Origin of the sequence: Chryseobacterium sp. 2987 (genome assembly GCF_031456375.1) — a bacterium.
GTDB classification, from domain to species: domain Bacteria; phylum Bacteroidota; class Bacteroidia; order Flavobacteriales; family Weeksellaceae; genus Chryseobacterium; species Chryseobacterium vaccae.
In genome coordinates, this window is sequence record NZ_JAVDUN010000003.1 from 618,055 (window position 1) to 639,726 (window position 21,672).

The 21,672-nt window shown below is 37.6% G+C and carries 22 protein-coding genes; 14 read left to right on the plus strand and 8 right to left on the minus strand.

Going from position 1 to position 21,672, the window contains the following annotated elements:
• Window positions 1–246 precede the first annotated feature (246 nt).
• The 5 genes from J2Y40_RS12460 to J2Y40_RS12480 all read left to right on the plus strand — a co-directional run bounded on the left by J2Y40_RS12460 (window position 247) and on the right by J2Y40_RS12480 (window position 5,407).
• Window positions 247–1,935, plus strand: coding sequence for a M23 family metallopeptidase (locus J2Y40_RS12460; protein WP_153396259.1), 1,689 nt, complete (start codon window positions 247–249; stop codon window positions 1,933–1,935).
• A gap of 144 nt (window positions 1,936–2,079) precedes the next feature.
• Window positions 2,080–3,372 (plus strand): phenylacetate--CoA ligase family protein, encoded by a 1,293-nt coding sequence (locus J2Y40_RS12465; protein ID WP_153396257.1) that lies wholly within the window; start codon window positions 2,080–2,082, stop codon window positions 3,370–3,372.
• Between the two features lie 23 nt (window positions 3,373–3,395).
• On the plus strand, window positions 3,396–3,995 hold the full coding sequence (locus J2Y40_RS12470; protein ID WP_153396255.1) for a hypothetical protein: 600 nt from the start codon (window positions 3,396–3,398) through the stop codon (window positions 3,993–3,995).
• A gap of 54 nt (window positions 3,996–4,049) precedes the next feature.
• Window positions 4,050–4,655 carry a hypothetical protein gene (locus J2Y40_RS12475; RefSeq protein ID WP_153396253.1) on the plus strand — a complete coding sequence of 202 codons (606 nt, stop codon included), beginning with the start codon at window positions 4,050–4,052 and terminating at the stop codon, window positions 4,653–4,655.
• A gap of 146 nt (window positions 4,656–4,801) precedes the next feature.
• The gene (locus J2Y40_RS12480) at window positions 4,802–5,407 is read left to right on the plus strand and encodes a hypothetical protein (protein ID WP_309999232.1); all 606 of its coding nucleotides are present in this window, start codon (window positions 4,802–4,804) and stop codon (window positions 5,405–5,407) included.
• A 39-nt stretch (window positions 5,408–5,446) separates the two neighbouring features.
• Here the strand turns inward: J2Y40_RS12480 and J2Y40_RS12485 are convergent, their stop codons facing one another.
• A complete protein-coding gene (locus J2Y40_RS12485; protein ID WP_309999234.1) occupies window positions 5,447–6,700 on the minus strand; it encodes an NAD(P)/FAD-dependent oxidoreductase in 1,254 nt (417 codons plus the stop codon).
• Between the two features lie 98 nt (window positions 6,701–6,798).
• Here J2Y40_RS12485 and hutH point away from each other — a divergent pair, with 98 nt between their 5' ends.
• The 9 genes from hutH (at window position 6,799) to J2Y40_RS12530 (ending at window position 16,667) form a co-directional block, all read left to right on the plus strand.
• Window positions 6,799–8,319 (plus strand): histidine ammonia-lyase, encoded by a 1,521-nt coding sequence (gene hutH / locus J2Y40_RS12490; protein ID WP_185151977.1) that lies wholly within the window; start codon window positions 6,799–6,801, stop codon window positions 8,317–8,319.
• Window positions 8,320–8,397: 78 nt separating this feature from the next.
• Window positions 8,398–9,129: a 3-oxoacyl-ACP reductase FabG gene (fabG, locus tag J2Y40_RS12495; protein WP_153396245.1), complete on the plus strand. Its 732-nt coding sequence runs from the start codon at window positions 8,398–8,400 to the stop codon at window positions 9,127–9,129.
• Window positions 9,130–9,229: 100 nt separating this feature from the next.
• Window positions 9,230–10,450 (plus strand): beta-ketoacyl synthase, encoded by a 1,221-nt coding sequence (locus tag J2Y40_RS12500; protein WP_153396243.1) that lies wholly within the window; start codon window positions 9,230–9,232, stop codon window positions 10,448–10,450.
• Window positions 10,451–10,456: 6 nt separating this feature from the next.
• Window positions 10,457–10,711, plus strand: a complete 255-nt coding sequence (locus tag J2Y40_RS12505; protein ID WP_153396240.1) for a phosphopantetheine-binding protein — start codon at window positions 10,457–10,459, stop codon at window positions 10,709–10,711.
• A gap of 112 nt (window positions 10,712–10,823) precedes the next feature.
• Window positions 10,824–11,708, plus strand: coding sequence for a lipid A biosynthesis acyltransferase (locus J2Y40_RS12510; RefSeq protein ID WP_153396238.1), 885 nt, complete (start codon window positions 10,824–10,826; stop codon window positions 11,706–11,708).
• A 132-nt stretch (window positions 11,709–11,840) separates the two neighbouring features.
• Window positions 11,841–13,376, plus strand: coding sequence for an NAD(P)/FAD-dependent oxidoreductase (locus tag J2Y40_RS12515; protein WP_309999236.1), 1,536 nt, complete (start codon window positions 11,841–11,843; stop codon window positions 13,374–13,376).
• The gene (locus J2Y40_RS12520; protein WP_309999238.1) at window positions 13,363–15,045 is read left to right on the plus strand and encodes a C45 family peptidase; all 1,683 of its coding nucleotides are present in this window, start codon (window positions 13,363–13,365) and stop codon (window positions 15,043–15,045) included. The genes J2Y40_RS12515 and J2Y40_RS12520 overlap by 14 nt, the downstream gene beginning before the upstream one ends.
• On the plus strand, window positions 15,042–15,407 hold the full coding sequence (locus J2Y40_RS12525) for a hypothetical protein (RefSeq protein ID WP_309999240.1): 366 nt from the start codon (window positions 15,042–15,044) through the stop codon (window positions 15,405–15,407). The genes J2Y40_RS12520 and J2Y40_RS12525 overlap by 4 nt, the downstream gene beginning before the upstream one ends.
• A gap of 6 nt (window positions 15,408–15,413) precedes the next feature.
• Window positions 15,414–16,667: a DUF3887 domain-containing protein gene (locus tag J2Y40_RS12530; RefSeq protein WP_309999242.1), complete on the plus strand. Its 1,254-nt coding sequence runs from the start codon at window positions 15,414–15,416 to the stop codon at window positions 16,665–16,667.
• A 376-nt stretch (window positions 16,668–17,043) separates the two neighbouring features.
• Here J2Y40_RS12530 and J2Y40_RS12535 read toward each other — a convergent pair whose 3' ends face one another.
• From J2Y40_RS12535 to J2Y40_RS12565, 7 genes are read right to left on the minus strand one after another with little or no spacing between them, the layout of a single operon-like run.
• Window positions 17,044–18,216: a DUF2062 domain-containing protein gene (locus tag J2Y40_RS12535; protein WP_309999244.1), complete on the minus strand. Its 1,173-nt coding sequence runs from the start codon at window positions 18,214–18,216 to the stop codon at window positions 17,044–17,046.
• 4 nt (window positions 18,217–18,220) lie between these two features.
• Window positions 18,221–18,697, minus strand: coding sequence for a hypothetical protein (locus J2Y40_RS12540; protein WP_153396226.1), 477 nt, complete (start codon window positions 18,695–18,697; stop codon window positions 18,221–18,223).
• Entirely contained in the window at window positions 18,694–19,074 is a 381-nt protein-coding gene (locus J2Y40_RS12545; protein ID WP_309999246.1) for a 3-hydroxyacyl-ACP dehydratase, read from the minus strand. The genes J2Y40_RS12540 and J2Y40_RS12545 overlap by 4 nt, the downstream gene beginning before the upstream one ends.
• Window positions 19,075–19,078: 4 nt before the next feature.
• Window positions 19,079–19,681: a porin family protein gene (locus tag J2Y40_RS12550; RefSeq protein WP_153396222.1), complete on the minus strand. Its 603-nt coding sequence runs from the start codon at window positions 19,679–19,681 to the stop codon at window positions 19,079–19,081.
• 2 nt (window positions 19,682–19,683) lie between these two features.
• Window positions 19,684–20,325: a hypothetical protein gene (locus J2Y40_RS12555; RefSeq protein ID WP_309999249.1), complete on the minus strand. Its 642-nt coding sequence runs from the start codon at window positions 20,323–20,325 to the stop codon at window positions 19,684–19,686.
• Entirely contained in the window at window positions 20,291–20,917 is a 627-nt protein-coding gene (locus J2Y40_RS12560) for an outer membrane lipoprotein carrier protein LolA (RefSeq protein WP_153396218.1), read from the minus strand. Before J2Y40_RS12560 ends, J2Y40_RS12555 begins: the two co-directional genes overlap by 35 nt.
• Complete coding sequence (locus tag J2Y40_RS12565) at window positions 20,910–21,665, minus strand: polysaccharide deacetylase family protein (RefSeq protein ID WP_153396216.1); 756 nt, start codon at window positions 21,663–21,665, stop codon at window positions 20,910–20,912. The genes J2Y40_RS12560 and J2Y40_RS12565 overlap by 8 nt, the downstream gene beginning before the upstream one ends.
• Window positions 21,666–21,672 lie beyond the last annotated feature (7 nt).

Genomic DNA, 21,672 nt, shown 5'->3' on the forward strand with positions numbered 1-21,672 from the left:
AATTTCTATTAAAAACTTCAATCTCAGAAATATAAATGCAGAGAATGCTAAAAAGTGAATGGTGAATGGTGAATGAGTGAGTTTTAACACTGTTGTTCACAAACAAATTGGGGTTCTTTTATTCAATAGCAATGAGCTTTAGCCCGCTTGAAAAATAAAAACCAGCTTAGTTTACGGCAATAAAATAGCACGATCATTGCTTGAATACCCGTATATTTAATGTAGACCTAAAAAACCAGATGCAGTATGAAAATCTTTTCCAAATTGATGCTTATTATTGGTTTTATCCACACTATCATCATTCAGGGCCAGAATAATTATCCCCAAAACTATTTCAGAAACCCTCTGAATATTCCCATGCAGCTTGCCGCCAATTTTGGTGCGGTTCGTACCAATCACTTTCATATGGGACTGGATCTGAGAACGAACAGTCAGGAAAATTTATCCGTGGTTGCTGCTGCGGATGGTTATGTAAGCAGGATTAAAGTTGAAAGATATGGTTTTGGAAATGCGGTGTACATTACCCATCCGAATGGTTATACAACAGTGTATGCCCACTTAAACAAATATTATGATAAGTTGGATGAATACCTCAAAGAAAAACAGTACAAAGATGAAACATGGGAGCAGGATATTACTTTCCAGCCCGGACAGTTTCCTGTAGCAAAAGGACAGTTGATCGCTTTAAGCGGAAATACAGGAGGTTCGGCGGGCCCACATCTCCACTTTGAAATACGGGATACCAAAACAGAAGAATGCCTGAATCCTTTACTGTTTGGCTTTAACATTCCTGATCATTTAGCTCCTATAATCAGCGGATTGTATTGGTATAACAGGCGTTTCAGTATCTATGAGCCGGGAGCTAACGGCGTTACTGTTAAAAAATCAGGAAATAATTACACTGCTGATGTAATGAAAGTTAATTCCCCAATAATAAGTTTGGGAATTAAAGCTGTAGATAAAGCCAATCAGGGGTTCAATTTGGGAATTTATCAGGCAGAGTTATTTATGGACGGAAAGCTCATCTATGGTTTTTCTATCGACAAAGTAAGTTACGATGATACCCGCTACCTTAATGGCTGTATAGATTACACTAAATTTATGAGAGATAAAACGGCGATCCAGCATTTATCTTCCTTGCCGGGTATGAAACTTCAGAATTACAGCCGTCCCAATTTATCAGGAATTATTAATCTTCAGGATGAAGAAATCCACAATATTGAAATTATTCTGAAAGATGTGAATGGAAATACAAGCCGTTTGACAACAAAAGTTCAGTTAAGTAAAGTTAATGATAAAGTTTTTTCTACGGATAAAGCTGTGATACCTGATCAGGAAAAAACAATCTCCTCTGAAAATGCAGAACTCAGGTTGGGGAAAAATGAGATTTATGATGCTGTAAATTTCAACATGTCCGAAAAACCGGATGTAGGAACTGGTTCGGTTTCCAATACTATTATTCTTCACAATCCATATATTCCGGTTCACGATGATTATACATTGAAAATAAAACCTAGCAGAAAACTAAACAAGGAAGAAAAAGAGAAAGTAATTATCCTGCTGGATTATGGAAGTGATACAAAAGCTATAAAAGGAGGCTGGGACGGAGACTGGATTGAAGGAAAGTTTAACAGACTGGGTACAGCAAAGTTGGTTCTGGATAACAGCCTGCCTTCTGTTTCTCCCGGTTGGAAAGATGGCGTATTGATTAATGGAGGATCCTTGAGGTTAAAAGGAAGCACAAAAGTCGGGGACATTGTTTCATTTCGTGCAGAACTGGATGGGAAATGGCTCCGGTTTGCCCGTGTGAAGGATGATTTTGTTTATACTTTTGATGAAAAATGCTCCAAAGGTTCAGGATTGCATACTTTAAAAGTGACAACAATCAATACAGCCGGAAATACAAATACACAAACTTTTACTTTTCAAAGATAATAATAGACAAATTTTTATCAGCTAGACTTTATTAGGATGGATGATAGCTGATAAAGGTTTGTGTAAGCTTACGGTTGAAAATCATTCATACATTTTACCTGAATACATGCTACAATTTAATAAATTTGTCCAAAATTAAAATCATTGGACTTTCATCCGGCTATAGAGAAATCAGACATTCAGGGGATAAAAAAGTTTCAGGAGCAGAAGCTTCAGGAACTTATGGCTTATCTTGAAGTACATTCACCTTTTTATCAGAAACTATTCAGAGAACACAATATCAATCCTGCGGAGATCCGGACATTGGAAGATCTTCGGAAAATTCCGACGACTACCAAAAATGACCTGCAGCAGAATAACGATGATTTTTTCTGTATTCCTCAGACCCAGATTGTTGATTACAGCACTACATCGGGAACCTTAGGAGATCCTGTGACTTTTGGATTGTCTGACAGCGATCTGGAAAGACTGGCCTACAATGAAGCCATTTCTTTTGCCTGTGCAGGAATTCAGAAAGGAGACGTTGTGCAGATGATTACAACAATTGATAAACGATTCATGGCTGGTCTTGCCTACTTTTTAGGCCTGAGAAAAATGGGGGCCAGCGTAGTGAGAATGGGGCCGGGTATTCCTGAACTGCAATGGGATTCTATTTTCAGGTATAAGCCTAAATATCTGATTACGGTTCCTTCGTTCCTTCTGAAAATGATTGATTATGCCGAAAAACATGGTCTCGATTATAAAAATTCCAGTGTATACGGCGCGGTTTGTATAGGAGAAAGCATCAAAAATCAGGATTTTACAGATAATATTCTTTCCCAGAAGATTAAAGAAAAATGGAATATCAAACTGTTCTCTACGTATGCATCAACGGAAATGAGCACGGCTTTTACAGAATGTGAATACCAGATCGGGGGACACCATCATCCGGAACTCATTATCACAGAGATTTTAGATGATCATGAAGAGCCCGTAAAGGAAGGTGAAAACGGGGAATTAACCATTACTACACTGGGGGTAGAAGCTATTCCTCTGCTTAGATTCAAGACAGGGGATATTGTGAAAGCGCATTATGAACCGTGTCAATGCGGAAGAAATACCATGAGATTGGGGCCGGTTGTGGGAAGAAAACAGCAGATGATCAAATATAAAGGGACAACGCTGTATCCACCTGCAATGAATGATATTTTAAATGATTTCAATACTATTTTATGCTATCAGATCGTTATTCAGTCTAATGAGATCGGGTTGGATGAAATTATTATCAAGCTGAGTACAGAGAACGATCATGAAAATTTTGTGAATGAAGTAAGAGACCATTTCCGTGCAAAACTAAGGGTAAGCCCGAAAATTGAAATGATTGATTTCGAAATCTTGTCTAAAACAGTTTTTCATCCCAACAGCAGAAAGCCGATTACATTTATAGATTTAAGATAAACTAATAACCAATACACATAACCATGAAAAATTTTTTTGCCTTTCTCCTGCTTGTATTTTCAGCGGCATTAACGGCACAGAGAGTAAAAGTTATTTCCGGAGATTATAATTTCTTAAAAGGTGAAAAATTCTTAAAAGTAGTTTTCAAATTTGAAGGAGTAACTTTTGAAAGAAAGAATTTTACAGAAAATGAGTTTATAACCAAAAGAATGAACGAAATTGAGGCCTCTAAAGGAAAAGAAGAAGCTGAAAAATGGAAAACAGACTGGGAGCTGACCAAAACACAAACCTTTCCTGAAAAGTTTTTAACATCGTGGAATAAAAATACCAGAATTGAAGCCTCAACCCATTTCGAGAAAACCAAATATACCCTTATCGTTGAACCCAAATGGATTCATATGGGGGCATTCATGCCTCTTGCAAGTGATCCCTCATTACTCAACAGCACAATGACTTTTGTAGAAACAGAAAATCCAGATCATGTTTTAATGGTTGTTGAGGGAATAAAAGCTACCGGAGACAACGGTTTCGGAGTTCCCAATAATAACGACAGAATGGCTGAGTGTTACGCAAAGACAGCCAAAATGCTTGCCCTGAAAGTAGAGCATTATACCAAAAAATAATGGAGGTTTCAATAAAAACAGCTTTTAATTTATAACCTAAAAAAATTATCAACTATGAAAAAATTATTATCATTAGTACTCGCTATGACTATATCAGTTACAGCGATGGCTCAGAGAATGAAAATCCAGAGTGGAGATCTTAAATTCTTAAAAGGAGTTGAAACGGTAAATGTTGTTTTCGATTACTCTGAAATGAAACTATTAAAAGAAAACTTCACCGAAGCAGAATATATTCCCAGAAGAATTGAAGAACTGAATAAAAAAACAGAAGGCTCCGGTGAACTGTGGAAAAAGCAATGGGAAAGAAGTAAAGAAGAACTTTGGAATCCCAAATTTATTATGATATTCAACAAAGTTCTTTCTAAAGAAAATATCAACACTAAACTGAAAGAAAATGCTGGAGGACCATACACCTTGATGGTAAAAGTAAAATGGGTTTATCCGGGATGGGATGCAGGGATCATGAAGCAGCCGGCAAAAGTAACAACACAACTTACTTTTGTTGACAGTACAACGAAAAAAGTACTGTGTGATATAGAAAGTATAGAAGCGCCGGGAGATCAGTGGGGAAGTAACTTCAACAACGAAACAAGAGTAGGAGAAGGTTTTGCCAAAACAGGGAAGACACTCGCCCAGAAAATTGAAAGAGAAGTAAAATAATCATAAAAAAGACTGCCAACAGCAGTCTTTTTTATTGTTCTTAATGAAAGAACAACAGGTTTTAGGTGGAACGAAATAAAATTTAACATTTCTGCAAAAGGAACTTTTCATCTATATTTACTATTTTAAAAACATTATCAATAACCATGAAGAAATTACTAATGCTGTTATTTGCGGCTATTACAACAATGACTTTTGCCCAGAATAAAATAAATTATGAATGGGGTAATTTTGATTTCTTAAAAGGTCAGACAGAAGTGAATGTTCAGCTGAAATTCAATAATGTGGTTTTCCATGAAAAGAACTTAACGGAAGCAGAATACCTTGAAAACAGGAAAGCAGATATTACAGCCAAAAAAGGAGAAGCCGCCTGGGGAAACTGGGCTGTTCAATGGGGAGAATTTAAAGAGTGTGGCTATCTGGAGCACTTTTTAAATGGGATTAATAATAAGTCGAAGAAAATAGTCTTTAAAAGTAATGCTGCAACAACATACACTCTAATCATTGATACAAAATGGGTCTACGCGGGCTGGTATGGCGGATTTATCGGTTCTCAGGAAGGTAAACTGACTTCAGAGCTGGCTTTTGTCGAGACTGATAATCCCTCAAAAATAATCATGAAATTACAAGGTGATAAAATTTTAGGGAAAAAGATGAACAGTGAATTTTCTTGGGAATACGGACGAATCGCTGCGGCTTATGAAGCTACCGGTAAGCTCTTAGGAAAAGCTATCAGTAAAGAAATTAAATAAAAATGAAAAGCGGTCTGAATGAATGTTCAGACCGCTTTTTTATGATGGTTCCTGCTGCTCTTTTTCAAGTTTGATGAGGTTGGCAAGATTCTTAATCACAGTGTCGTGTTTCTTTACAAAAGGATTGTCTTTGTTCCAGACATATCCGGCCAGTACGGCACATATCTTTTTCTTCACATCCGGGTTTTCAGGCTGATGAAAGAACAGCTCCTGAAGATTTCCGGTATACCACTCCTTTACATAGGTGGTAAAGACATCTACTCCGTATAATATATAATCGGTGTATTCCTTCTGCCAGTCGATTTTCTCACCGTTAAGCTGTCTTACAGCCAGTTTTGCGGCAAGCATTCCTGATTCCGTAGCAAAAGCCATTCCTGATGAAAAAACAGGATCCAGGAATTCTGAAGCATTCCCGGTTAACGCGAATCCGTCACCGTACAGCTTTTTCACAGAGCATGAATAATCTTTCAGGTGTCTCGGCTCAAAAAGAAATTCCACATCACCAAAACGTTTGATATAATAGTCAGAAAGAGAAATGGCCTTTCTCAGTGCTTCCGCTGGATCTCCGTTTTCAGAAAGCTTTTCAATATATTCCGTAGGGCCTACAATTCCTAAACTTGTATTTCCGTTAGAGAAAGGGATTACCCAAAGCCATACTTCCGTTTCTATAATGTCAAAAGAAATCAGTGTTCCTTCTTCGCCTTCTTCACGATTGATATCTTTTACGTGAGAGAAAATAGCAGAGTGTGGAGATAATTTGGAAGGTTTCTCAAGGTCTAACAGGCGTGGAAGTACACGGCCATATCCGCTCGAGTCAATCACAAACTTAGCATGTATTTCTTTCGTTTCCCCGTCTTTGGTTCTTACAGTAGTCACAGAATCCGTTCCGTTGAACTCAATCCCGATGACTTCCGTTTCAAATTCAAGGTCAATACCTTTGTTGATTACTTCCTGGGCCAAAGTATTATCAAAATCAGCTCTCGGAACCTGCCAGGTCCAGTCCCAGCCTTCTCCGAACTTATTGCTGAAATCAAAAATGCAGACTTCATCGCCGCGAAGAAAACGTGCACCCAGCTTTTTCTCGAACCCCATTTTATCTAAAGCAGGAAAGAGCCCGGCCTCATCAAAATGATCCATTACCCTCGGGATCAGACTTTCTCCGACTACCAGCCTTGGGAATTTTGTTTTTTCGACAACTTTTACGCTGATATTGTTCTTCTTTAAGTATGAAGAAGATACGCATCCGGAAGGTCCAGCACCGATTACGAGAACATCAACAAATTCTTTGCTCATCTTTGATTTTTTATTTTAATAATAACTTTTATCTTTGCCGCAAAATTAGTGACAAATAATTAATATTTTACAAAATTATCAACTATTACTTTTAATTGATGAAAATAAATAACTTTTTACAACTGAAGGATTTTCAAAAGATCATTATTGAAAACGAAAAAATAGAACTGGACGGAACACTTTTAGACAGAGTGGAGACGAGTTTTCAGTTTTTAAAGGAATTTTCAAAGAATAAAGTAATATATGGTGTGAATACAGGTTTTGGCCCAATGGCACAGTTCAAGATCAGTGATGAAGATACCCACCAGCTTCAGTATAACCTGATCAGAAGCCACTCTTCGGGAATCGGTAACCCTTTGCCTGCGCAGGAAGTAAAAGCCTGTATGCTGGCGAGGCTGAATACTCTTTCACTTGGAAATTCAGGAGTACACCAATCTGTTGTACATCTGCTTACAGAATTAATCAATAGAGATATTACACCATTGATCTTTGAACACGGAGGCGTGGGAGCCAGTGGCGATCTTGTACAACTTGCCCATCTTGCCTTAGTTCTTATCGGAGAAGGGGAAGTTTTTTATAAAGGGGAAAGAAAGCTGACCAAAGAAGTTTTTGAAGCAGAAGGACTGGAGCCTATAAAAGTAGAAATCCGTGAAGGACTTGCTTTAATGAACGGAACTTCCGTGATGTCCGGGATTGGGATTGTGAATGCCTATAAAGCCAATCAATTGACGGAGATCTCCATCAGGCTTTCCTGTGCTATTAATGAAATTGTACAGGCCTATGATGATCACCTTTCTGAAGCACTGAACGGTACCAAAAAACACTATGGACAGCAGAAAGTGGCTGAAAGAATGAGAGCCCATCTTGCTGACAGTAAATTAATCAGAAAAAGAGAAGATCACCTATACACTCATTTTGAAGAACAGGAAAAAGTATTTAAAGAAAAAGTACAGGAATATTATTCATTGAGATGTGTTCCGCAGATTTTAGGTCCGGTTCTGGATACACTGGAATATACGGAGAATGTTCTCGAAAATGAGATCAACTCAGCGAATGATAATCCAATTATCAATGTAGAAGATCAGCACGTTTACCACGGAGGAAACTTCCATGGGGATTATATCTCTTTGGAAATGGATAAATTAAAGATCGTTGTTACCAAGCTGACGATGCTTGCCGAAAGGCAGTTGAACTACCTTTTGAATGCAAAGATCAACGAAATTTTGCCTCCTTTTGTAAATTTAGGTAAATTAGGCTTCAATTTCGGGATGCAGGGCGTTCAGTTCACGGCAACATCTACCACGGCAGAAAGCCAGATGCTGTCGAACTCCATGTATGTACACAGTATTCCTAATAATAATGACAATCAGGATATTGTAAGTATGGGAACCAATGCAGCCGTAATTTGTAGAAAAGTAATAGAGAATGCATTTGAAGTATTGGCTATTGAAGCGATTACCATCATTCAGGCTATTGAATATCTTGATTTTCAGGATAAAATTTCGTCTTCTACCAAAGAGCTTTATGACGAAATCAGAAAGATTATTCCTGCATTCTCCAGCGATATGGTGATGTATCCGTATCTGGAGGAAGTTAAAAAATATTTAAAGACCATGTAACTATTAATACGGTTGGATTGTCAATAAACTAGGGATTTAAAAGTTAACTTAAAAAAACTAAAACTAAACAGCTAACACATGAAATGTGCAATTATAACGGGCGGCTCCAGAGGTATTGGAAGAGCTGTCTGTCTGAAACTGGCAGAAGAAAAAAATTATCATATACTGATTAACTACGCTTCCAATGAAGCTGCAGCAAGAGAAACACTGGCTAAAGTACAGGAACTTGGTGCTACAGGAGAAATTCTTAAGTTCGATGTAGCCAATGCCGAAGAAACTCAAAATATTCTTACAGCATGGCAGGACAATAACCCGGATGCTTTGGTAGAAGTAATAGTCAATAATGCCGGAATTACCAGAGACGGATTGTTCATGTGGATGAAGAATGAAGATTGGACAAGCGTAATCAATACCAGTCTGAACGGGTTCTTCAATGTAACCAACTTTTTTATTCAGAAGCTGCTTCGTAACAAATACGGAAGAGTCATCAATATGGTTTCAGTTTCCGGAGTAAAAGGAACAGCAGGACAAACCAATTATTCTGCTGCAAAAGGAGCTTTGGTAGGAGCCACAAAAGCACTTGCCCAGGAAGTTGCCAAAAGAAATATTACCGTAAATGCAGTGGCTCCGGGATTTATCAGAACAGATATGACCCAGGATTTTAACGAAGAAGAGCTTAAAGCAATGATTCCTGCCAACAGATTTGGCGAAGCGGAAGAAGTTGCCGATCTGGTTGCTTTCTTAGCATCAAGAAAAGCTTCTTATATTACTGGTGAAGTGGTGAATATTAACGGGGGAATTTACTCATAAATAGAACAATATACCAATGTATCAGTCCACTGTTGATTGATCTCAATGAAAATATTGTTACATTGCTAGACTGATACATTGTTAAATTCAATATAAATAAATGGAAAATAGGGTTGTAATTACCGGAATGGGAATTTATTCTTGCATCGGGACCTCTTTGGAAGAAGTCAAAGAATCCCTATATCAAGGAAAATCCGGTATTGCTTTAGTGCAGGAAAGAAAAGAATTTGGTTTCAGATCAGGACTTACCGGAGTAGTTCCGAAACCGGATCTTAAAAATCTCCTTAACAGACGCCAGCGCGTAAGTATGGGGGAGGAAAGCGAGTATGCTTACCTGGCTACCACAGACGCATTAAAGCAGGCAGGCATAGACCAGGAATTTCTGGATGCCCATGAAGTAGGTATTTTATATGGAAACGACAGTGTTTCTCAGGCAGTGGTGGAGTCCATAGATATTGCAAGAGAAAAGAAAGATACAACATTGATGGGATCGGGAGCGATCTTTAAATCAATGAATTCTACCGTAACGATGAATCTTTCAACGATATTCAAGCTGAAAGGAATCAATCTTACCATCAGCGCAGCCTGTGCCAGTGGATCGCATTCCTTAGGATTAGCCTATATGATGATTAAAAATGGTTTTCAGGATATGATCATCTGCGGAGGAGCACAGGAAACCAATAAATATTCTATGGCCAGTTTTGACGGCTTAGGTGTGTTCTCGGTAAGAGAAGAGGAGCCTACAAAAGCCTCAAGACCTTTTGATTCAGGAAGAGATGGCCTTATACCAAGCGGAGGAGCTGCTTCCCTTGTGGTAGAAAGCTTGGAGTCAGCGCAAAGAAGAGGTGCTCCAATCATTGCAGAGATCATCGGGTATGGGTTCTCGTCCAATGGCGGGCACATTTCAACACCAAATGTAGACGGGCCGGCTTTAGCAATGGACAGAGCTTTGAAGCAATCCGGATTAAAGCCTGAAGATATCGATTATATTAACGCACACGCAACATCTACTCCGATTGGAGATGCCAATGAAGCAAAAGCTATTTTTGAGATATTTGGAGGAGAAGTTCCGGTAAGTTCTACCAAGTCAATGACCGGACATGAGTGCTGGATGGCGGGGGCAAGTGAGGTTATTTACTCAATTCTGATGATGCAGAATGATTTCGTGGCACCGAATATTAACCTGGAAAATCCTGATAATGAAGCTCAAAGGATAAATTTAGTCCCAAAAACGAAAAATCAAAAAATTGATGTATTTTTGTCGAATTCTTTCGGATTTGGGGGAACCAACTCCGCATTAATTGTTAAAAAATTTGATTAGAAAAACATGGAAAGGGAAAAAATTGTTGCCATCGTTAATGATTTCTTAGTAAACGAATTCGAAGTGGATGGTGATGAGATCAGCAATGATGCCAACCTTAAAAGCACTCTGGGCTTAGACAGTCTGGATTATATAGATATGGTGGTAATCATTGAATCTAATTTCGGGGTGAAATTAGGAGAAGCAGACTTTAAGAAAATGATCACGTTTGACGATTTTTATACAACTATTGAAAATAAGATCGCAGAAAAAAACGCCTAATTATAGATTGAATCTTTATTCTTTTAAAAAATGTACCAATGTAATAATGTAGCAGTGTACCAATGAAAGATATTGTTGCATTGGTATACTGTTACATTGGTAAATTATATATATGAACAAGTGGAAAGGTAAATCTAAAGGAACCATAACAGGATACAAAATATTCGTCTGGTGTATTAGAAATATCGGAATCAGGAGTTCCTATTTTGTTCTTTATTTTGTTGCTTCCTACTATTTTTTGTTTCTGAACCGAAGCAACCGCTATATCTTTTATTATTTCCGAAAAAGACTTAATTACGGCTATTGGAAGGCCAAAATTTCAGTTTTTAAAAGTTATTTCACCTTTGGAAAGGTTTTGATCGATAAAACAGCTATTTCTGCAGGACTGCGGGAAAAATATACCTATGAATTTGACGGGATTGAAAATCTGAGAAACCTTCTCGCCCAGAAAAAAGGAGGAGTCCTGATCAGTGCCCACATCGGAAACTTTGAAATTGCAGAACATTTCTTTGCCGATATTGACTTTGACTGCCAGATCAACCTGGTAACCACAGATCAGGAAGTAACCGTTATTAAAGAATATCTTGAAACAGTAGCCGTAAAAAAGAGCAATATCAAATTCATTTACGTAAAAGAGGATATGTCTCATATTTTCGACATCAATAAAGCTTTATCAGACAATGAACTGATCTGTTTTACCGGAGACCGCTATTTTGAAGGTTCCAAATATCTGGAGGCAGATCTGCTGGGGAAAAGTGCAAAATTTCCTGCAGGTCCTTTCCTTATTGCTTCCCGCCTTGGGGTACCTGTAGTCTATGTATATGTGATGAAAGAAAAAAATCTTCATTATCACTTATATGCCAGGGTTGCTCAGAATATTAAAAACCGTGATTCTCAGGGACTTCTTAATTCCTATGTACAGAATCTTGAATCGATGATTAAAAAATATCCGCTTCAGTGGTTCAATTATTTTGATTTTTGGGATGATATGGATTAATTTTTCTAATTTTATCCCGAAAACTAAATAACAGACTCAAATCATTTGGAAAATTAGGATTGTAGAAAGAATAAGCATTTAAAATCCCTTATTTTCTGAATTTTTTAATTAAAAACACTCAACTTTCTCCTTTTGAAAAAAGAATACGACATACTTGTGATCGGCAGCGGATTGGGAGGCCTTGTTTCGGCTCTTATTTTGGCGAAAGAAGGCCTGAAAGTATGCGTTCTGGAGAAAAATAACCAATACGGCGGAAATCTGCAGACCTTTTCAAGGGATAAGCTGATTTTTGATACTGGAGTTCACTATCTGGGAGGGCTTTCAAAAGGACAGAATCTCCATCAGTTTTTCTCTTATCTTGAGATCATGGATGAGCTGGAACTTCATCAAATGGATGAAGACGGTTATGATAAAATAAGTTTTGAAGATGAGAATATTGAATATCCTCACGCACAGGGATATGAAAACTTCATTGAACAGCTCACCGCTTATTTTCCCGGAGAAAAGCAAAACCTGGAAAACTACTGCGAAGAAATTCAGTATGTCTGCGGACAGTTTCCAAGATATCATGTCGTAGGAAAAGATAATTATAATGAAGAGATCCTGCATCTCAACACCAAAAGATTTATAGAATCCGTTACCCAGAATAAAAAGCTACAGGCTGTATTGCTGGGATCTAATTTTCTATACGCCGGAGATTCTGAAAATATACCGTTCTATGTACACGCACTAACTGTAAACTCTTATATTCAGAGCGCATACAAATGCGTAAAAGGAGGAAGCCAGATTTCAAAACTGCTCATCAGGAAGCTTCGGCAATATGGAGCAGAAGTTCATAAACATTCCGAGGTTTCTGAATTCGTTTTTAATGAAAATGATGTTTTAACTTCCGTAAAAACCAGTGACGGAAAAGAATATACAGCGAAAAAATTTATTTCCAATATAGAAATCCGTTCAGCAATAAAACTCATCGGAGAGGAAAGGCTGAAAAAGTCTTTTTTGAACAGAGTACTAAGCTGGAAACCCGTTTCTTCATGCTTCAGTGTCTATCTGGTTTTGAAACCACATTCAGTTCCGAACTTCAATTATAACCTGTACCACTATCAATCGGAAGAACAGGTGTGGAATGCTTATCAGTATACCAAGGAAAATTGGCCCGTAACCTATATGCTTTCTTCCACTCCGTCCAAGCATCATCCGGAATATGCAGAAAGCCTCACGGCCATTTCCTATATGGATTTCGAAGAAGTGAGAATCTGGGAGACAACAGTCAATACTGTTGCAGAGGAACACGAACGGGGGGCGGCTTATGAAAAATTCAAGCTGGAAAAAGCGGAAAGAATGATTGAAGCTCTGGAAAAGAAAATTCCGGGACTAAGAAATTCTATTAAAAGTGTTTATACTTCATCACCGCTTTCTTACCGGGATTATATCGGCAGTTTAGAGGGAAATATGTATGGATATATGAAGAGTTCGGATAACCCTTTAAAGACAATGGTTTCACCAAGAACGAAGATTGATAACCTGTTTCTTACCGGACAGTCTGTGAATATGCACGGAATTCTCGGGGTAACGATAGGCGCTTTTAATACCTGTGCGGAAATCTTAGGAAAAGAACATATTGATGCCCGCCTGACCCAAATGATCAAGAATAATGAAAAACTATAACAGGCTGTTTTCCGGAAGCAGGAGAGCTTATTTTATCCTTCTTTTTATGCTCGCTTCCTGCGGGGTTTCAAAATCTGTCCGTCATATTCCGGAGATCAGTCAATATAAGTTGGAAACTCCGAATGTTAAAAAGATTAATGATTCAACATTCAGCTTCAACAGGAATTATTTAACCAAAAACAAACAGCAGCTGTGGGAATTATATATCAAAGGAAATCCTCTGCAGCTTGGATATAACAACGGTGCCCTTACCCAGAACCTGATGCAGCATCAGGAAGAGATCTTCTTTTCCAAAGTGGAGGGATTTGTACCGTCAAAATTTAAGCAGAAACTGCTGCGTGGATTTCTTAAGTGGTACAACCGGAAGATGTACCTCAATGTAAGAGAAGATTACCAGGCAGAACTATACGGTTTATCTCAATATTCATCTGATAAATACAATTTTATTGCTCTAAAATACCTGAGAAGCCTCTATCTTCACGGAGCCCATGACATTGGCCATGCCTTGCAGGATCTTGCTATGGTTGGCTGTTCTTCGCTTGCTGTATGGAATGAAAATACAGAAGACGGAGACCTTCTCATCGGAAGGAATTTTGATTTCTATGTTGGAGAAGATTTTGCTAAAAATAAGCTGATAGAATTTGTAGAGCCTGAAAACGGAATTCCCTACATGTCTGTAAGCTGGCCGGGAATGACGGGGGTTGTTTCCGGGATGAACAAAGAAGGCATTACCGTGACGATCAATGCCGGAAAATCTAAAATTCCGCTGACCGCTAAAACTCCGATTTCCTTTGTGACAAGAGAAATTCTTCAGTATGCAAAAAATATTGATGAAGCTATTGTCATCGCTAAAAAAAGAAAAGTATTTGTATCCGAATCTATTTTGGTAGGTAGTGCTCATGATAAGAATGCAGTGATTATTGAAGTTTCACCGAAAAATTTCGGTGTGTATAAAGTACAGAATACAAGCCAGCTTATTTGTACCAACCACTTCCAGTCTGATGCTTATAGAGAAGATAAGAGGAATCAGAAACATATTGCGGAAAGTCATTCCGAGTACCGCTATGAAAAATTGCAGGAATTGTTGCAGGAAAATAAAAAGCTGAACCCTGAAAAAATGGCGGCTATTTTAAGAGACCGTTCCGGATTGAAGCATGAGAAAATAGGCTATGGAAACGAAAAAGCGCTTAACCAGCTGCTCGCTCATCATGCCGTGATCTTTTCGCCGGAGAAAAAACTGGTGTGGGTTTCTTCAAATCCTTATCAGCTGGGAGAATTTGTCTGCTATGATCTTAATGAGATCTTTTCAGACAAAAATACTGCGGAAAGCCTGAAAGCAAGAACCGGACTAAACATCGCCAGAGATCCGTTTGCAGATTCTGAAGACTTTGAAAAATATGAACAGTATAAATTGATGAGTACCGAGGTTAATAATGCTGCCGACATTGAAGATATAGTGCTTACAGAAGATTTCATCCCTTACTATGAATCTCTGAATCCCGATTTTTGGCTTGTATATTATCAGTCAGGAAAATATTACTTCAATAAAAAAGAATATTCAAAAGCTAAAACGGCCTTTGAAACAGCCCTTACCAAAGAAATTACTACAGTTCCGGACCGGAAAAATGTAGAAAAATACCTGAAGAAAACGCTAAAAAAATTAAAATGATCTCTAAAAATATCAAGCTTCTCTTTTGCATCCCTTTTGTGATCATTATTTGTTACACGGTGTATCTGTTCACTATATACACTTCTGTTCCGGATATTATCCCGATTCATGGATACGGAGGAAAGAATGACGGTTTTGGAAGTAAGCTGTTTCTTTTTGCTCCCATTCTGCTGAATCTGGCTATTCTTGTATTTATCTGGCGAATTATCAGAAATCCGGAAAAGATCAAGTATTCTTTCGAGGTTAAAGAAGAGGATCTGCAGAAAACCCATAATACAATACAGATCGTTCTGGTTATTATCGCAATATTTGTTACCATTGTGATGAGTCTGTTATCATTTTCGGATGTCGTTTATAAATAAATTACCATGAAAAAAACATTCATCTTATTTTTGATTTTAGTATCATTAGTCTCATTTGCCCAGGAGAGGAAAGATCTGGGAAATACTTTTATTAAAACCCTTCTGGTGGATAAAAATACAGAAAAGGCCCATGCCTCTTTTGATGCTTCCATAGCGGGAGAGATTCCTGTAAGAGACCTTAAAAGTGTTGTAGATCAGATTTTAGGTAATCTGGGAGCATTTAAAAATGTTGTGGAAGTTAATCAGGAAAATGATAAATACTACTATTATTCAGAATTTGAAAAATCAAAACTGGATATCCTGATCACCTTTAATGAGCAGAACAAGATCATCGGTTTCCTGTTGGTGCCTCATAAGATTTTTGATAAAGCGGATGATAAAACCGCTTTGAAAATTAAAAGCGGAGATATTGAGTTAAAAGGAACACTGCTGGTGCCTGAACAGAATTCAAAGAAAAAGTTGGTTGTTTTTGTTCACGGCTCTGGGCCTCAGGATAGGGATGAAGCGATTGGAGATAACAGGCCTTTTAAAGATATAGCTGACGATCTTTTCAAAAATGGAATAGCTTCATACCGTTATGATAAGCGTACCAATTCTAATCCGGAAACCTTCAGCGAACAGTCTACAGCAGCGGATGAAACTATTAATGATGCTGTCAATGTGGTAAACTATTTTAAAACTAACGCAGATTATAAAGATTACCAGATTATTGTTCTGGGACATAGTCTGGGTGCTTATCTGATGCCGAGAATAGCTGGGAAAGCCAAAGCTTCAAAATATATTTTTATGGCAGGAAATGCAAGACCTATGCAGGATCTGATCCTGGATCAGTATGAGTATATTCATAAAGTAAATCCTACCGGACTGCCGCAGACAGAAGTGGAAAATATCAAAAAGCAGGTAGCATTTTTGAATTCGGGGAAATTTACTGCAGATACACCATCGTCTGAACTTCCCTTAGGTCTTTCGGGTGCTTACTGGAAATATTTACAGACTTATAAACCGCTTGATGAGGTAAAGACGATCCAATCACCGATGTTCTTTGCTCAGGGAGGCAGAGACTATCAGGTTACGGAAAAAGATTTCAGTCTTTGGAAAAATGCTCTTAAAAATGATAAAACAGCTGTTTTCAAATGGTATCCGTCCCTAAGCCACATATTTATCAAAGGTACCGGAACTCCTTCTCCAAAAGACTACGGAATTAAAGGAAATGTGGATCAGGAATTTTTAAATGATCTTATACAGTTTATTTTAAAATAAATTGAATATCAGTTTTTTAACAAGTTATCGATAGCTTGCTAATACGTTACTAACAAGTTATCCACAATTGAAAATAGAAGATTAATGCCCTATAAGTCTTCGATAATAACCTCATTAAGCTTAATTTATTGACTTAATGAGGTTATTTTTTTCTGCCACTAATGCACGAATTATTTATTAGTGGCAAGAAGATTTTCACATAATTATGCTATTGATTTTTAAAAAAGCAAATTCGTCACTGACTAAGTGGATGGTTAAAATGCCCGCTTCATCGAATCAACGGAGTTGATTAAGCGGTATAGAATGAAACCCTTTGCGATAAAAAAACAAACATTGTATAATGGAAAATTTCGATTCTAGAAAAGTAAATTCCCTCCTAATCATTCTCAGGATTGAGTTTATTCAGGAAAAGAAAAACGGCAATTCCAGAAATAGAAGATAAAGCTGTACTCAGGATAAAACTTCCGATAACATATTGCAGCAGATTATTTTTTACCAGTTCGAAATTGAGGTCCTGGCCCAGGATATTACTGTCACCCTGCACAAACGGAGCTCCTAAAAAAAGAGAAGCTGCTATGATAAAAGGAATAAAAGGGGGCAGACTTACATTGGAAGACACAAATGCCAGTACTTTATTCAGTTTAAAAAGAACAGATAGGCTGATCACCAGAAGGGTTTGAAATCCCCAGAAAGGAGAAAGCCCTATGAAGACCCCCAACGCAATGGAAAAAGCCTTGATACGGTTGCTTCCGTCGCTTTCCAGAACATCTTCTTTTATGAATCTTTTAAAACTTTTTTTTTTGAAGTTATTCACGAAGTTTCTCGGAATAATATAAAAAAGGGTAATGATTACCAGGATGGTGTTCAGGATGCTGATTCGTGTAAAATCTTTGAACGGCCTGAAGTGGGAAACCCTCTCTGCCGGATCATATAATACTTTTATCGGAACGTTCTTTACCGGAACATGCCTCCAGGCAGTCCTTACAATAATTTCGATCTCAAATTCAAATTTTGGGGTGAAATATTTCTTCGGAATTTTAAGAAGGGGATATAATCTGTACCCGGATTGGGTATCTTCCAGCTTGATTCCGGTTTCGAACCAGAACCAGAAATTGGAAAAACGGTTCCCAAAACTGCTTTTTTTCGGAATTCCATCCTGAGACATATTACGGTTCCCGATCAGGAGAACATCCTCTTTTTCCTGAAGAAGAGTCTCTACAAAAACAGGAATATCATCCGGATAATGCTGTCCATCTGAATCAATCGTTATGGCATAATGATAGCCGAGTTCTTTAGCTTTTCTAAAGCCGGTTTTCAGACCATTTCCTTTTCCTTGGTTCTCTGCCAGCGTAATAACCGTAATATGTGGATATTGGGCCAGAATATCAGGTGTAGCATCTGTAGAGCCGTCATTTACCGCAATAATATTTTCAGTGTAATCTAAAACACCGTCTATCACTCTTTTCAGAGTTTTTTCATTATTGTAGGTAGGTATTAAAATGCAAATCTTTTTTTCGGAGATTACATTCTGTACTTCAGGAAGGGTCATGGTTTTATTTTAAAGATGCTTTTTCAGTATCTGAGAAAGACTTGGACTGCATGGCAAACTTTTTAACATAGTTTTTAAGCGTTGTATTCTGCTTACTGTAATTGTCGATAAGGAAAGCTTTATCATCTTTGATGCTGCCGCGGTAGCCTACAATTTTAGGAATATTTTCCTGTACGCTTAATCGGATCAGGCGGAGTTCAATATTATTCGGATTGTTCTTGATAATGCTTTCAAGACTGGTTGCTCCGTTTTTTACGAGTGCTTTCCTGTTCTTTTTGGCAATTTTAGCTTCCATAATCTGAGCAGCAGCTTTATAACCGGAAGTAACCGCATCAGAACCGGACTGCTTCTCTGCCAGGTTGATGAATGATTCTGTATTGGTGTTGGATGAGTTAGCCTTTGCATAGCTGTTTCTTAAAGCTTCAAGATCAGTCTGAAAGAATAGAATAAAGGCTGTTATTAAAGAGAATATAAGTTTCATGACATTAATTTTTTATAGCTTACCGTCATTTTTAATGCAATAGTCTCGCCAAAAGAGGTGATGTTTTTTACTTTAACATCTGTTTCGTCTTCGGTAATATCCAGCTGCAGCTTCAGATCCGGTGTCTCAAAAGGATTGATAATTGCCATGAACTTTACATTCGACGCCGTTTTTAAAAATAATTCTGAGCCGGTGAATTTTTCAGCCAGTTCCTTTACGATCTGCATCATACAGACTCCCGGAGTCACCGGATTTCCCGGAAAATGCCCTTTGAAAATATCATGTTCCTTTTGCAGGCTGATATGGGCTGTAAAACTTCCGTTTTCCCCTTTTTCATAGGATTCTAAAGTATAAAAGTCTGTAAGTAGCGTCTGCATGATTTTATTTTTTCAGATTAAATGTATAGTAGAGTCCGGTCTGGAAAACTACATTATAGTGGTTGTTATTATAGCCTTCTACAGGAATAAATCCTTTTTTTACGCGGGCTTCAATACCCAGATTGGGCGTAATATCATATCCTGCACCGGCAGTTATCCCAAGATCGACTTTATTTTGAGGTTCAAAATTCTTATTGTCAAGTACAAATTCCACAGTTGGGCCTGCATGGACATTAAACTTATTGAAATAAAACTTATTGACAAGCTGAAATCCTAAATACGATACAGAAAGTTTTGTTCCGTTCCAGTTATTCACATTGGTATCTATTTTGGCACCCTGTCTGGAATAATTAATTTCAGGCTGAAGCGCATAAAATTTTGTAAAACGGATGTTTCCTAAAAATCCGATATAAAAATCGGTTTTCGTTTTAAAATCCAGATAAGGTTTGGCCGCATTGGGAAACTCTTCTGCATAATAATAGTTATACTGCTCAGTGTTGGAAAAATGTGAAAAATTAGCACCTGCTCTGATTCCCGGGCTGAAAGTAACCTGTGCAAAAGACAAGGCTGATATCAGTACGAATGATAAAATAATAAGTTTTTTCATGGCTAGTTAGTTTCAGTTTCTGTTATTTGGTATAGTTTTATATTGATCTTGAAATCCTTATGCTGAAGGTTCAGACTATCTGCGAAGATATGTTTTTTTGCATCAAAAGTAAAATCGATTTTTTCCTTATTGTTCTTTGTATACACGATCTGTTTCAACAGTCCGTTTTCTTTTCCGAAAAACAGATAATAGGTTTTGTTATCCATTTTAGACAGGAATATTTTCGAATGACCATTCTCAAAAGTTTCATTCACCGGATATTGTTTACGCAGAAGTTCCCGGAAATCATTCTTTAAGAAATTAATGACGATTTTTTTATCCAAATCAGGAAGAACGTAATTCAGTTTAAAATCATTTTCAGAGATCTCAAAATCAATTAATTTATTTCCGAAGTCTGAAGTCATCGCAACACGGTGTGTTGTTTCATTCAGTTTTTTGACGATCAGAATGCCGCTTACGTGGTTCTTGTAAATATCCATCTGGCATTTGTAAACATAATCTTCACCGGAAGAGAAATACAGATTTTCAACAGTCTTTTCAGAGTATGAAACAGGTTTTGCCCCTGTAAGCTGATACGTTTTACAGGAAATAAGCAGGATGAAGACCAGACTATAGACTAAACTCTGACGCAGCAATGGCAGCATTGATCTTGGTATTTTTGAAAACAATATTGGTGGTATCGCCTGAAGGCTCTGTCATATTCACCTGTGAAACCGTAGATTGGTTTTTAGGAAAGTGAAGTTCAATCTGCTTGATATATTTCAGCAATTGGGCGGATTTTGGAGTAAACCGGGCAATATTAAAGTTTCCGTTCTTGAAATAAGCCACTGTAAATTCCGGGTCATTGAACATTTTTCCGTTTGAACTTCCCACAATCAGCTTATTGATCTTCTCAAATGTTTTGCTTTTGGCATCTACAGAAGATTTTTTCCCCTGATCATTGATGAAGATCTTGTTGTCTTTAAAAACAATGCTGTACTGATACGGTTTGGTATATCTCCAGCTTAGCGTATTGGGCGTCTTCAGGGACATTTTGCCGTAAGTAACGATGCTTTTGTCCAGAAAATCCATTTTTTTTGTCTGGGTAAAATCACTCTGCAGGGTTTTGATTTCCTGGGTTTCTGATGAAACCTTTGTAACAAATGCTTTGGCTTCTGTGGCAGACATGGAAGTATTCTGTGCAGAAAATAACGCAGAAACTAATAAAAACGCTCCAAAAGCAATATTTTTAATCATTTTTCTTTGATTTTATAAGAGTATCAACGGTAAACGTTGAGTATTTTTTATCCTTCAAAAATAACAATAAATCAGCCAATACCCGATACGTTTTTTCAGAAGTGTCGTGAAGAAGGATTATACTGCCTTTCTTCAGGCCTTGAGTTACCCTTTTGTAAATTTTCTTTTCGTCATCAATAATGGTATCCAATGAACGGACATTCCAGCCGATGCTTGTCTTGTTTGTTTTTCTGATGGCTTTGACGATATTCGGATTGGTGACGCCAAAAGGAGGTCTGTACAGATCCGTTTTAATATTTCCGATCTTCATCATGACCTCATCGCATTTTTCAATCTCTTCTGTCATTTTTGATGTTGATAGGAAGCCGGTTGAATTGGAATGGGATAATGTATGGTTTCCAATGGTATGTCCTTCTGCTATAATTCTTTTGAAAATTTCAGGATACTTTTCAATTTGTTTCCCGATGCAGAAGAAAGTAGCTTTTACTTCATGTTCTTTCAGAAGATCCAGAAATTTAGGAGTGAATTCGGTTGGCCCGTCGTCAAAAGTCAATGCTGTTTCTTTGATCCTTGTTCTTTTATGGGTGATACTGTTGACAAAATATCCCAGTTCAATATCGAAAGAACCCCATACTACCACCGCAGAAAAAGCCAGAAAGCCAGCCAGATACACCCAAAAGCTTCCATGAAACGCATAGATCATCACGTTGCAGAAAAGATAAAATAGTATAAATGGATAGTGTTTCACGGGCAAA